This is a genomic window from Candidatus Pelagibacter sp. Uisw_137, assembly GCF_047720245.1.
Lineage (GTDB): Bacteria > Pseudomonadota > Alphaproteobacteria > Pelagibacterales > Pelagibacteraceae > Pelagibacter.
Window position 1 is genome coordinate 586,205 of sequence record NZ_CP159811.1, and the last position, 13,168, is coordinate 599,372.

Below are 13,168 nucleotides of genomic sequence, written 5' to 3' on the forward strand. Positions count from 1 at the left end.
TTTAAGCACAGATAATTTTATATTTTAATTATTGACATTGTTTAAGTTAATATATATTACTAACGATAATTAATGGTTATCAATAGTAATAGAGATGAATGATATAATTACAGACATAAAGGCTTTACAAGAAGAAACATTATTAAACTTACAAAGCTCTAAAGCAACTAACACAGTAAGAGCATACAAATCAGACTTTAAAGACTTTAGTTTATTTTGTGCGCAGAATGGCTTCAAAGCATTGCCATCAGAACCAAAAATAGTTTCCTTATATTTGACCTATTTGTCAACCAAAGACATTAAAATGAGTACTTTGAAGCGAAGGCTAGTATCAATAGGTGTCATTCACAAATTAAAAGGGCACTATCTGGACACTAAACATCCATCAATTATAGAAAATGTTATGGGAATAAAAAGAAGGAAAGGAAGTATTCAAAAAGGAAAAAAACCTATATTAATCAATGATTTAAAATTGATAATAGATGTAATAGATCAACAACAAAATGAAGATATTAAGAAACTAAGAGATAGATCAATAATCTTAATTGGTTTTTCAGGTGGATTTAGAAGAAATGAAATAGTAGCGTTAGACTACGAAGACCTTAATTTTGTATCAGAAGGCTTAAAGATTGATATTAAGAGGTCGAAAACAGATCAATTTGGAGAAGGTTTGAAAAAAGCACTACCCTACTTTGATAATTCTCAATATTGCCCAGTAGTTTCATTGCAAAAATGGATTAGAATATCAAATATTAACTCTGGGTCTTTATTTAGAAGATTCTCAAAAGGTTCAAAGCTTTCAGAAAATAGACTAACAGATCAAACAGTAGCATTAATCATTAAGTCATATTTACAATTAGCGGGCATAAACAGCAAGAATTATTCTGGTCATAGCCTAAGATCAGGATTTGCCACCTCTGCAGCAGAATCTGGAGCAGAGGAACGTAGCATAATGGCCATGACTGGTCATAAATCGACAGAGATGGTGAGAAGATATATTAAAGAAGCAAATTTATTTAAAAACAATGCATTAAATAAGATCAAAATATAATGAATAGGAATATTAGTAAAAAAATAACAATCATTTTAATAGCTTATAAGAGTGAAGAATTAATTAATACGTTTGTAAAAAAAATTCCAAATACTGTTAAAGTTATAATTATTGAAAATTCAAATAATCTTTTGTTAAAAAGAAAAATTGAAAAAAAACATAAAAATATCAAAGTGTACATTAAGAAAAATGAGGGAGTAAGTGCATCAATAAATTATGCTGCTAAAAAAATCAAAACAGAGTTTTTTCTACAAATAAGTCCAGATATTAAATTTGATTACATGGATATAAATAAATTCATTGAAGTAGCAAAAAAACTTGATAATAAATTTTCAGCTCTTGGTCCAAGATTTTTAAACGTTAATAACAAAAGTCATAAACAAATAAACAAAAACTTAAAAATTGGATCAATCAATTCTATACATGGGTCTTTTATGTTCATAAATAAGAAAAAATTTAAAGAAATTGGTGGATTTGATAATAATTTTTTTTTATATTTTGAGGAAACAGATTATTGTAAAAGAGCATCTAATGGAGGCTTAAAGGCATATCAAATAAATGAAATAAAAGTAAAAACAGAGGGAAGATCAGTATTAATTAAGAATAAAAAAGAAAAGAAAGAATTAAATAACATTTTAATTTGGCATTTCATATGGTCAAAATATTATTTTACAAAAAAAAATTATGGGTTAATATTATCATTATTAATATTTCTTCCTATAATTATTAGAATAATTTTAAAGATTATTTTTTATCAAATAATTAACAAAAAAGAGTTGATAGAAAAATATAAGTATAGATTGAATGGTTTAATGAATTCTATTAAGGGAAAAAATTCAAGCTTAAGACCCTAATTGAAGATTAAAAGTTAAATTAAATTATATACCCCAAGATGTATGCGATGCCGATAAACGTTTTTGATTAGATAATTTAAAATATTTTCTTGTATGTTTATCAGATATTAAAGATTTAGATTGTTTTAAATAGTTGTAAGTTTCACTTAACATCCAATTATTTTCTGTAAATTTAAGTCCGTCTGAGTTTATAACGAATATATCATATTTTTTTCTTTTAAAATAATTGGTTAAACCATTAAGACCACTTTCAGCAAACCAAGCATCCTCCTTATTTGTAATTTTTTTATTTTTAATGAATGAAATAAAATCCTCCCCTTTTATTAAAAAACTTGAGGTTCTAATATGTGGATTTGGAAAAGTTTTAAATTTCTTTTTATATCTAAATAACTTAATCAAAAAAGAGATGATTTTGTGAGCTTTTTTAAATTTTAAAGATGTTAATAAACTTTCATAAGATGCCGAAGTACCAATTAAAGTTTTTCCTTTATAGTAATACAATAATTTTTTTAACCAATTTTTTTTTAAAGGATATGAATGACTATTTAAAAAAAAAATTGTGTGAGATCTGTATTTTTCTGATATGCGCTTATAACTACCAAAATCAAAATCATTGAATAAAACTGGATCAATAAACTCAATATATTTAATACTTTTTAACTTGTTTCTAAAAAAAAGAATTTTTTGTTTATTAAGTAATTTAAAGCATATTAATAAAGTATGTTTAGCCCCCGCTGCATTAATCTTGTAATATTTTAAAAAATTTATGAAGGATTGCTTATTGTCAAAACCAGTAAATAAATAACATACTAAAATCTTCTTATTCATAAAAACTATTCAATTGTTAAAAAAATATCATGATGCTCTATTAAATTCATGTATTGTTCATGGTTTTGATAATAATCTTTGTATTTTAATCCTTTAAAATCATTTTTATTCAGTATCAATTTATTCATATTTTTTCTTGGAACAATCACGCCTATTCCTCTATCCGCTATACACGTGTAAGTATCTATATTCTCATATGTTCGACATTCAACAATTGCTTTCCATACATCCCCGTTCCAGTCAGAATTAATTCTTGGATATATTTGATTCCAAAGAGTTCTTGGTAGGCAATCGTGTAAAAGAATTATCCCATTTTTTGTTAGACAATTAAGAGAATTATTAACATCTTTTATAACTTGCTCATACTGATGTAGGCCATCAATAAAAATTATATCAAACTTATCATTGTTGTTTGAAAAAAATTCATCACTTGTCATTTTATGAGTACCACCTTCAACTGGGTCAACACCGACTCTTTTATCAATATTAATATTTAAAAAACTTTGATTTCTATCGCACCCAATTTCTAAATAAGATTTATAATTTTTAAATTTGATTATGTTTTGGATTATTTCAAATCTAGTTGGGTATTTGGACCAATCATATCTTTTTTTTTTAAAAAATTTTTCTCCATAGAAAAAATATTTAATTTTTTCAAATTTATATTTGATAGTAGTGAATAAATTCTCTCTTTCAGCCATATATTTTTCTAAATAATTTTTGGCCTCGGTACATGTGTGATAAATTTTCCATTTTTTTTAATAAATTGTTTCTCTTTTTTAAAAATTTCATTTTTAAAATTCCATGCACCAAGATAAATATAATCAACATTATCCAATAAAGTTTTTTTATATCTCTTAATCTTAATATTCTTTCCAGGTATAAATCTATTAGATTTATCTGGAGTCGTGTCTACAAAATAATCAATTGTCTCATTACCAATGTTACAGTAATTTAAAACAGTACAGGCCTTTGCAGTAGCTCCATAACCTATGATTTTTTTATTCTTATTCTTTATTTTCTTAAAAATTTTAATTAGATCATTTTTAGATTTTTTTACAGAAATACCAAATTTTTTATAAGTCATAAAGTTAGCTAAACCAAATTTTAATTCTGTTGATATTTGTTTTGAAACAGTTTTTTTAATTTTAATTTTATTATTATTAATTCTTTTAATAAAATATCTGAGAGAGCCACCGTGTGTATCTAATTTTTCAATATCAAATAATTCTAGATCAAACTCATGAATTAATTTTTTTACAGATAGAGCAGAAAAAATATAGATATGTTCATTGTAAAATTGGTCATAAGATAATTTTTTAATACATTCTAAAAAAGAAGGATCTTCAATGATTAAAATACCGTCTTGAGTTAATAAATTAGAAATTGACTCAAAAACTTTATTAAGATCATTAATATGAGTTAGTGTATTAGCTGAATAAATAGTATCTACAGTATTAAATTTACTTTTAATTTTGTTAGATAAATTTAAATCCCAGTAATTATTATATGTAAAATAGCCCTTTCCTCTAGTAATTTTAGCTAAATTAGAACATGGCTCTACACATATAACTTTATTTTTATCAAAATTTTTAATTAAAGCACCATCGTTACTCCCAATTTCTAGGAATAACTTTGGATTAAACTTTTTTTTGATTTTAACTGAAAGTTTTTTAAAAGAGTCAGTCATAGTTTTTGACATTGAGGATTTATATGGATAATTGTTATCAAACATTATCTTATCAGGAATTTTATTAAATAAAGAAACAAGTTTGGTTTTAGTGTTAAAACCAACAGTGAGTCTGTAAAGTTCTTTTTTTTTGATTGATAATTTTTTATAAGATTTTAAATATTTATTAGCTAATGGCTGATATCCTAAATCCAAGAATTTTTTAATCATTATTTTAAGTTAAAAAATTCTATTAAACTTAAACCTAAATTTTTATCTTTATGGGATAAAATTGGTTTATTAATCGGCCATTTCACACAAACATCTTGATCATTCCAACTTAGTGTTTTTTCATGTTTAGGATCTCTATATTTTGAACATTTATAATTGATAGTGCATTCTTTAGACAGGCATAAAAATCCATGTGCAAATCCTTCGGGAATATAAAATGAAAAATCATCATTATCAGAAATTATGATACCAACAAATTTACCAAAAGTATTTGATTTTTTTCTCAAATCAACAGCTACATCAAATATTTTTCCATGTGTAACAGTTATAATCTTGGCTTGGGCATTTTTTGTTTGTATATGTAGACCTCTTAAAACATTTTTTTTTGAGTACGACATAACATCAAAAGGAAAATCTTGATCATTTAAAATATTTTTTCTAAATGTTTCTTTTAAAAATCCTCTGCTATCCTTAAAAATCTTAGTTTTTATTAGCTTAGGTCCACTTATTTTTGTTTTAATCAATTTCATTTTTAGATCAGGTTGTGTTTATTGTTCACATTATAGATGTATTTTATATAGATAAAATTTAATTTACATATAATAAATTGTAAAATGTAATTAATATTTTTTTTAGGTTTTTTTAATTCACCTAAATATTTTGTATCAGAATTAAGAATAAATTTTTTAAAAAAACTAATTGAAATTCCCCATTTTAGTAAAAAAATTTTTGCCCCCCTACTACCAGATTCTGTTTTTATAGTAGGGTGATTTTTATATTTTCGAGTTACTATTGACCCAAAATGGTAGACTTTGAAATTATTTATTCCTTTAAAGATTCTTACCCCTTGTTTCCATAATTTCATATTAAGATCAGGGTCTGAGCCTGTACCAGGAAAAAACTCTTCACTGAAACCGCCTATTTTATTCCACATTTCCTTATGAATTAAATGTGGTGCCCATGTAGAACCTTGAAAATCATAATAATTAGCATTATCAATTTCTCTTAGTAATTTTTTTTCATCAAATGTATTGAGATCATTTCCACAATCAAGATCAATTTGGCCATTGTTAACCATTGTTCCAGATAAATAAAATTTATTATGTCCAATTTTATCAAGTTCTTTTTTAAGAACAAAATCCCACTTTGGACAAAAATAAAAATCATCATGAGCATATAATAAGTAATTAGTAGTTGCTTTTTTTGCAGCCATATTCATACCAGTGCAAATTCCAGAATTATGTTTTGTGTGGGTATAAATAAAAGAATTCTTTGCTAGAAAATCCAGCGTACCATCAGAACCATCATTAATATGAGGTATTATTTCGTGTCTACTATAATAAGAATTTTTTTTGATACTTTCGATACATTTTTTAAGGTATTCTAGATTATTAAATGTTGGTATGATAATAGAAAACATTTATTTTTCCCAAACAAAATTATTTTTACTTTTATTATCAAATGTCTTGGATAAAATAAAATCAGCTACTAAAGTTGAATTAAGATATTTTAAATAATATTCTCTACCTTTCTTGGCTATTTTTTTTCTTTCTTTACTGTCTTTTTTATATTTATTAATTTTATAACTTAAGTCTTCGATATTTTCGTAGTCAATGAAAGTATTTTTTGGTAAAAAATCATCGAATTGTGCTTTTTTATCAATAAATGTAAGTAGACCGTTACCAATTAGCTGTGCTATTCGATCACTACTATAATGCTTAACAGCTGGACCTCTACTTAAATTAAGACCCATTGATGAATTAGAGATATTGGATAAAAAATTATCTCCCCATGTTGGTTGTACGTTGTTCATTCCATATATATCAAATTTGATATGTTTATTTTTAGAAACAAGTTTATTAATAAAGTATTCTCTATCATCATTCTTACCCTTTTTTAATGAACCCCGGTGCACACCATGACTCATTGCGAAAAAAACATCATTTACACAATTATTGTTATAATTTTTTAGAGTTTCGAAAGAATGGTCAGATGGGTTTGGAATAAAATAAGAATTATTTAGCTTAATTTTTAAAACACTTGGGTCAGTAGTTAAAAATGTTGCATCAATAAATTCTAATTTATCAGAAATTCTATCATTATTTTTTTTGTAATCTGGCCCCTTTTCACCAACGGGATCTAAAAACCATTGGCTGATTTTCAAATTTTTATTTGAGCTTTTTAATATATCTAAAGTGTCCCTATCTACAGAGTCGGCATGGCCCAAAATTAAACAATCTGCTTTGAAATTACTATAAGTTTCAATTATTGATTTTTGTAAACTTTTTTTCCCACTAATATCTCTAATAGATTTGTTTTTATTTAGAATATCCCTATCACTTAACGCTAAAACATTATGGCCCAATCTAATAAAGCCATTTTGTAATCTTTTACCTGTATTGTAGTGTAGGCGACCATTAAATCTTTGATTAAAATTTGTTATATGCAAAATTTTTAAAGATGTTTTTTTATAGATATTAAATATTTTTATTTTTTTTTCATTCAAAAAAACATCTCTTATCTTATCAATAATTGATGAAATATATTCATGAGTAAAAATAAAATTTGAGTAATTATTCTTTTGTATTTGTAGCAATTTTTTTTTATTAAGAATTAGCTTATCAATTGCACTGCACAAAGCACTACTATCTAGTTTCTTTAAAATTATTGCAGCATTTGTTGTCTCTGGCAGCCCACCCTTATTACTTATTATTACGGCTGAGCCTCGACTTGCAGCTTCTAAGCTAGTTCTGCCAAAAGGTTCTTCCCATCTAGAGCATACTACTGAAATACTGATTTCTTTTAAACTGTTTAGTATCTGTTTATTATCTTTAAAACCTAAAATTTTTAAATTTGGGTGATTGTATGATAATTTTTCTCTAGGTTCGTCACCATAGACTTTAGCCCTCCAATCAGGATGCTTGTTGAGAATTTTTGTTATAGCTTGACCAAACAAATCATAACCTTTTGCTCTATTTAATTTACCTACAAAAGAAATAATCTTTTTCTTATTGGTAAAATTAATTTTAGTACTTGATGAAGACTGGTAACAAATTGATGTTTTGTCCAAAAGAGTACTTTTATTTGACAACCCAACAAAAAAACGATTTTGAGACCATTTACTATTAAAAATGATTTTATCTATATTATTTAATAAATAAATACGTTGATCTATTGTTTTAGAACCATTCATTGTAAGAGGATCATTGTGAAAAAATAAAAATAATCTATTTTTAAAATCTTCTCTAATTAATTTAATATAATTAGGTCTATTATGTACCTCTATAAGATCAGGTTGTATTTTTTTTTGATAATCTAAAAATGATTTGACGTAAATTTTACTATTACTTTTAAAAATTTTTTTATCAAAATCTAAATTGATGTAATTTTTTGATAACTTAACTTTTGAATTTGTGTTTCCAAAAATATGAATTCTTTTTTTATAATCACTTACTTTAGTAACATCGTTTACAAATAATGACACTGCACCTGCATATTGAGATGAAAAATTTTCTTTATATGGAAGTAATATTGAAATTTTCATTTTTTTGATTTTTCTAAAATTTTGCTTCTTAAAAGCCTATCGTTTTTTAATTTATATTCAAATGACATAGCTTCATTTATAGTTTTAAATTTTTTATTATATATTAACAACCATTTATACCCTTTAGTGGATTTGGCTCCCTTATTTGAATTATGTTTTTCTAATCTTTTATCTAAATCAACAGTGTATCCAACATAGGTTTTTTTTGTGCCGGGTGTAATTGATTTAAGCATATATGTGTAATAATACATAAATATTTTGGCGGTCCCTGGGGGAATCGAACCCCCCTTTGCAGGATGAAAACCAGCTGTCCTAACCGATAGACGAAGGGACCATGTTGTGACCTTTTATTTTAAAAGTCATTATTTATCAAGTGCAATTAAATTATAAGATAAGGTCTCTAATAGTTAATTGAAGAGTTTTTTTATTATTCCAGATATTTTCATTGATTTGACCTATTACATTAATGTTATTTAAATAACTCATTAAGTGTTCACCAATCTTAGTATTAATAGAATTAAACGATATTGATTTAATTGAAAACCCTGTTTTTGATTTTAATATAGCAGATATATGTTTGTTATTTAATACTATTGGTTTAATGATTCTTAGATCTCTTAACATGAATGTTGGAATTGAATTTCCTGTTCCAAACGGTTCTAGTTTTTTTATATTATTATAAAAATCTTGATTAAATGCTAATGGTGATACTTCTGACTCATATGAAAATATATTATCATTTATTATTTTCGATTTAAAAAAATCCTCTAATATATATTTTTCAAAATCTCCAAGCTTTGCTTTATTTAGTGTAAATCCTGCAGCCATATTGTGACCACCGCCTTTTAATATTATACCTTGATCTAGTGAATTTTTAATTACAAGGCCAATATTATAATTATAAATTGATCTTGCGGATCCTTTTAATAATTCATTAGACACTGTAATAACAATAGAGGGTTTATTAAAATAATCTTTTAATCTTGCAGCAATAATTCCAATTAAACCTTCGTTTATATTTGGATTATAATAAATAATTACTTCTTTATTTTCTTTTTCAATTTTTTGAAAATCAATTTCATTTAAAACTAAGGTTTCAATTTCTTTTCTTTTATTATTTAATTTAATTAAATAAGTAGACCTATCTATGATAATTTGATCATTATTAGAAGATAATAATTCTGTAGCATATTGGGACTTACCCAGTCTTCCACCAGCGTTCAATATAGGACCAATTAAATAACCTAAATCATTAATATTTATCTTATTTTTTTTTTCATTTAATTCAAACAAAGTATTGAGAGGTAAATTTTTTGTTATATCAAAATTTTTAAGAGCATTTAATGCAATTAATCTGTTAAGTTTTCTTAAGGGCATCACATCACACACTGTAGCTAACAAAACATATATCAAATAATCAGATATATTCATTTCACTTTTAATTTCTTTAATTAGTAAATCCAAAAAAAAATAAGAAAGTGAGGTGGCGCATAAATAATCATATTCTTTATACCCATTATCTTTTTTAGGATTTATAATTGAGTTTGCATTTGGAAATGGTTTATTAATTTCATGATGATCAATGATTAAGGATTTAATTTTATTCTCATTTAGAAAGTCAATTGCTTCATTAGAAGTAGAACCACAATCAACCATTATAATCAATCTAGGTTTTTCCAAGATCAGTTTTTGGAATAATTTTTTGGTGGCACCATACCCATCCTTTTCCCTGTCAGGTATATAATAAAAAAAAGGGTGATTTATACTTTCTAAAAATTTAACAAATAATGATGTAGCAGCAGACCCATCCACATCATAATCACCTAAAATACATATTTTTTCATTATTATTAATGCAATTAATAACAATTTTAATAGACAGATTGAAATCTTCATTGTTTAAAAAAACGTTGTTTAAATCTAAATCTGTATTGATTGTTGCAATTTCATCATCTTCAAATTTTCTTGAAATAATTAGTCTAGATAAAATGTCACTAAAATTAAAATCTTGTTTTAATTTATCAACTAGGTTTTGATTAATTTTTTTTTGTTCCCACTTCTTACCTGAAACAGAAATCATCCTTCAATAAGATTTGTTCTTTTTATAGTTTCTTTAAATTTTAAACTTTTGTGTGTAACTAGTGTCTCTGTTGTATATTTATTGTCATTAATTTCGACTCCACTTAACATATCACTAGTAGTAATACCTGTTGAGCAAAAAATAGAATCTCCTTTTATAATTTCATGTAATTCATATTTTTTATTTAAATCAGTTATTCCCATTTCTTTTGCATCTTTAATATCTTTTTGATTATCAAATATAAATCTTCCTTGAAAATGGCAGTCAAAAGCATCAAGAGCTGATGCTGCCAAAACTCCTTCTGGTCCACCTCCTATACCCAAAAATATATCAACATTATATTTTGGATTTGTCACATACAATGCACCAAGAACATCACCATCAGTAATTAATTTAATATTAATATTTAGTTGTTTTAATTCATCAATTATTTTTTTATGTCTTGGCCTATCCATGACACATGCTGTGAGTGATGAGATATCCTTGTTTAGGAAATCAGCCAAATTTGAAGTATTTTTTTTTAATGTAAAATCTAGATCAATTAATCCTTTTTCAATTGGTCCAGTTGCAATTTTGTCCATATAGGTTTCTGGTGCATTAAAAAGATTTCCTTTTTCGGCAATTGAAATAACCGATGTTGCTCCAGGTAAATTGTTTGCTGCAAAATTTGTTCCTTCTAAAGGATCAACAGCTATATCAAAATAAGGACCATTTTTATTTCCAAGTTTTTCACCAGTATAAAGCATTGGAGCCTCATCAAGTGACCCCTCTCCAATAACAACTTCACCATTCATATCTATTTTATTTAATTCAAATCTCATTGAATCAACAGCTGCTTGATCTGCTGCAATCTTGTTCTTTTTTCCAACTAAATAAGATGATGCTAGAGCAGCTTTTTCAGAAACTTTTATAATTTGAGCAACATATTTTTTATCAATAGCCATTAATCTTTTTGAATAACTATTTCAGTAGAATCTATGACACTCTCAAATTCTCTTAGACGTTTATAAACACTTGCCAACTCTATAATGGTAGGCCAGGCTTTTAATAAGTATTGCATAGAACCTTCAACTCTTCCAAAAGCTCTTATAATTTGCTGCATAACACCTAATGTTACAACACCTGCTACAATAGCTGGGGCTAAGAAAACATAAGCAGATAATACATTTGCTTGTAAGTAAGCCATACGACCAATATTAAAATATAAATATCTTGTGTAGCTTAAAAAGTGAATTGAACGAACGTCATCAAATAATTCATTTATTGTTTTAGGTCTAATGTTACCATCATCTTCAGCTACTACTAATATCTTTCTGTATGCAGCCTCTTTTTTTTGTAGATCATATTCCACTCCAACTAAACGCAATATCCATCCTAATCCTATCAAGAATGCTGTACCACCCAATGTCCAAAGTAATGCACCAGTTATCAATCCATATTGCCAATCACCAAAAAAGAAGATTGGTATACCGATTGATAGCCCTAATAAAATTGGAGTAAATTGTATTAATACCATGACTGACTCAATAAAACTTGTACCTAGAGATTCCATAATACGGGTAAACTTAATTGTATCTTCTTGAACTCTTTGTGAGGCACCTTCTATCTTACGAGCTCTATCATAAACAGAATGATACCATTCGACCATTGCAGTTCTCCATCTAAACAAGAAGTGAGCTGTAAAAAAACTAATTACAACGTAAAGAGCTATATATATTCCAGCGAGTGTAATAAATGATGCTAAATTTTCCCAGTACTCTTCAATTGTAATAGCGTTGGGTTTAGCAAGTGCTTTTTGAATCATGTCGTAGAACACACCAAACCATTCATTTATTTTTACATCAATTTTTACCTGAACCCACAATGATAATAGAATTACAAATGAACCTAACCAAGACCATAATTGCCATTTTTTTTTTGTAAAAAATTTAAACATATAGATTATTTAAGAAAGTTATCAGCGTATGATTTTTTAATTGTTTTTCTTTTTTGTGGTTCAATAATTTCGAAATCTATTTTATTCTTTTTTGCATATTCAACTGCTAGTTCTTTGGTTGAAAATTCTAAATTTAATTCTGAAAGAGTATTAGTGCTTGTCTCCCAACCCATTAAAGGGTTAACACCAGCATTTTCAGTTTCAAATTTGATAACCCATTTGTCAGATTTGCCCAAGCCTGACTGCATGGAATTTTTTGTAGGAATATATATTTTTACTTTTTTCATAAATTGGTCGGGGCGGCAGGATTTGAACCTGCGACCCTCTGGTCCCAAACCAGATGCGCTACCAGGCTGCGCTACGCCCCGATTGAGGTACTAATACATTAGATATTGATAATTTCAAAGAATAAAGAACATCAAAAATAAGGCTTTTTTATAAGAATTCAGATATACATCAATTATGATCATTACTTGTAATAATTGTAATAAAAAATTTAATATAGACTCAAATTTAATTCCAGACGAGGGCCGTTTGTTACAGTGTGCTAGTTGCGATCATAAATGGTTTTTTAAAAAAGAAGTTCTTGAAAACACGGTAAGTCCAATTGATGAAGATATTAGTATTGATAGTGTTAATATTTTTGATCAAAATAACTCATCAACGAACGAAGAAGAAAGTGTATCAGACGTACCTAATGATGATGTTGAAGTAGATTTAGAAGAAGAGTCTAAGAAAAAAATTGAGATTAATATAAATGATAGCACACAAGTAAATGCTAAAACAAAAAAACAAAAAAACATTAAAATATTAAATATTATTATAGTAGCAATTATTTCATTCGTAGCTTTTATAATTATTGTGGATACATTTAAATATCCTATTGGACAAGTTGTCCCAAATATTGAAATTATACTTTATAATCTTTATGAAAGTATTAAAGATATCTCATTATTTATTAGAGATTTAACTTAAA

14 protein-coding genes and 2 tRNA genes are annotated in these 13,168 nt (G+C 26.2%); 3 read left to right on the forward strand and 13 right to left on the reverse strand.

Annotated elements, in window-relative coordinates; genetic code table 11:
- Positions 1-94 precede the first annotated feature (94 nt).
- Positions 95-1,051 (forward strand): site-specific integrase, encoded by a 957-nt coding sequence (locus ABXT61_RS03205; protein ID WP_415315830.1) that lies wholly within the window; start codon positions 95-97, stop codon positions 1,049-1,051.
- Positions 1,051-1,905 (forward strand): glycosyltransferase, encoded by an 855-nt coding sequence (locus tag ABXT61_RS03210; RefSeq protein ID WP_415315831.1) that lies wholly within the window; start codon positions 1,051-1,053, stop codon positions 1,903-1,905. The genes ABXT61_RS03205 and ABXT61_RS03210 overlap by 1 nt, the downstream gene beginning before the upstream one ends.
- 24 nt (positions 1,906-1,929) lie before the next feature.
- Here the strand turns inward: ABXT61_RS03210 and ABXT61_RS03215 are convergent, their stop codons facing one another.
- The 13 genes from ABXT61_RS03215 to ABXT61_RS03275 all read right to left on the reverse strand — a co-directional run bounded on the left by ABXT61_RS03215 (position 1,930) and on the right by ABXT61_RS03275 (position 12,560).
- Positions 1,930-2,733, reverse strand: a complete 804-nt coding sequence (locus ABXT61_RS03215; protein ID WP_415315832.1) for a hypothetical protein — start codon at positions 2,731-2,733, stop codon at positions 1,930-1,932.
- A gap of 5 nt (positions 2,734-2,738) precedes the next feature.
- The gene (locus tag ABXT61_RS03220; RefSeq protein WP_415315833.1) at positions 2,739-3,434 is read right to left on the reverse strand and encodes a class I SAM-dependent methyltransferase; all 696 of its coding nucleotides are present in this window, start codon (positions 3,432-3,434) and stop codon (positions 2,739-2,741) included.
- Positions 3,435-3,442: 8 nt separating this feature from the next.
- The gene (locus ABXT61_RS03225; protein ID WP_415315834.1) at positions 3,443-4,633 is read right to left on the reverse strand and encodes a methyltransferase domain-containing protein; all 1,191 of its coding nucleotides are present in this window, start codon (positions 4,631-4,633) and stop codon (positions 3,443-3,445) included.
- Positions 4,633-5,163 (reverse strand): dTDP-4-dehydrorhamnose 3,5-epimerase, encoded by a 531-nt coding sequence (gene rfbC, locus ABXT61_RS03230; protein ID WP_415315835.1) that lies wholly within the window; start codon positions 5,161-5,163, stop codon positions 4,633-4,635. Before rfbC ends, ABXT61_RS03225 begins: the two co-directional genes overlap by 1 nt.
- A 2-nt stretch (positions 5,164-5,165) precedes the next feature.
- The gene (locus ABXT61_RS03235; RefSeq protein WP_415315836.1) at positions 5,166-6,053 is read right to left on the reverse strand and encodes a glycosyltransferase family 2 protein; all 888 of its coding nucleotides are present in this window, start codon (positions 6,051-6,053) and stop codon (positions 5,166-5,168) included.
- On the reverse strand, positions 6,054-8,177 hold the full coding sequence (locus ABXT61_RS03240) for a glycosyltransferase (RefSeq protein ID WP_415315837.1): 2,124 nt from the start codon (positions 8,175-8,177) through the stop codon (positions 6,054-6,056). It lies immediately after the preceding gene.
- A complete protein-coding gene (locus ABXT61_RS03245) occupies positions 8,174-8,428 on the reverse strand; it encodes a GIY-YIG nuclease family protein (protein ID WP_415315838.1) in 255 nt (84 codons plus the stop codon). The genes ABXT61_RS03240 and ABXT61_RS03245 overlap by 4 nt, the downstream gene beginning before the upstream one ends.
- A gap of 8 nt (positions 8,429-8,436) precedes the next feature.
- Positions 8,437-8,511: transfer RNA gene (locus tag ABXT61_RS03250), tRNA-Glu, on the reverse strand.
- Positions 8,512-8,561: 50 nt separating this feature from the next.
- On the reverse strand, positions 8,562-10,256 hold the full coding sequence (gene recJ, locus ABXT61_RS03255) for a single-stranded-DNA-specific exonuclease RecJ (RefSeq protein WP_415315839.1): 1,695 nt from the start codon (positions 10,254-10,256) through the stop codon (positions 8,562-8,564).
- Entirely contained in the window at positions 10,253-11,200 is a 948-nt protein-coding gene (glpX, locus tag ABXT61_RS03260) for a class II fructose-bisphosphatase (RefSeq protein WP_415315840.1), read from the reverse strand. Before glpX ends, recJ begins: the two co-directional genes overlap by 4 nt.
- Positions 11,200-12,192: a putative transporter gene (locus tag ABXT61_RS03265; protein ID WP_415315841.1), complete on the reverse strand. Its 993-nt coding sequence runs from the start codon at positions 12,190-12,192 to the stop codon at positions 11,200-11,202. Before ABXT61_RS03265 ends, glpX begins: the two co-directional genes overlap by 1 nt.
- A 5-nt stretch (positions 12,193-12,197) precedes the next feature.
- Positions 12,198-12,479, reverse strand: a complete 282-nt coding sequence (locus tag ABXT61_RS03270) for an ETC complex I subunit (protein ID WP_415315842.1) — start codon at positions 12,477-12,479, stop codon at positions 12,198-12,200.
- Positions 12,480-12,483: 4 nt separating this feature from the next.
- Positions 12,484-12,560 (reverse strand) — tRNA-Pro (locus ABXT61_RS03275).
- 94 nt (positions 12,561-12,654) lie between these two features.
- Between ABXT61_RS03275 and ABXT61_RS03280 the strand changes: the two genes are divergently transcribed.
- Entirely contained in the window at positions 12,655-13,167 is a 513-nt protein-coding gene (locus ABXT61_RS03280) for a zinc-ribbon domain-containing protein (protein WP_415315843.1), read from the forward strand.
- The last annotated feature ends 1 nt before the right edge of the window (position 13,168 follow it).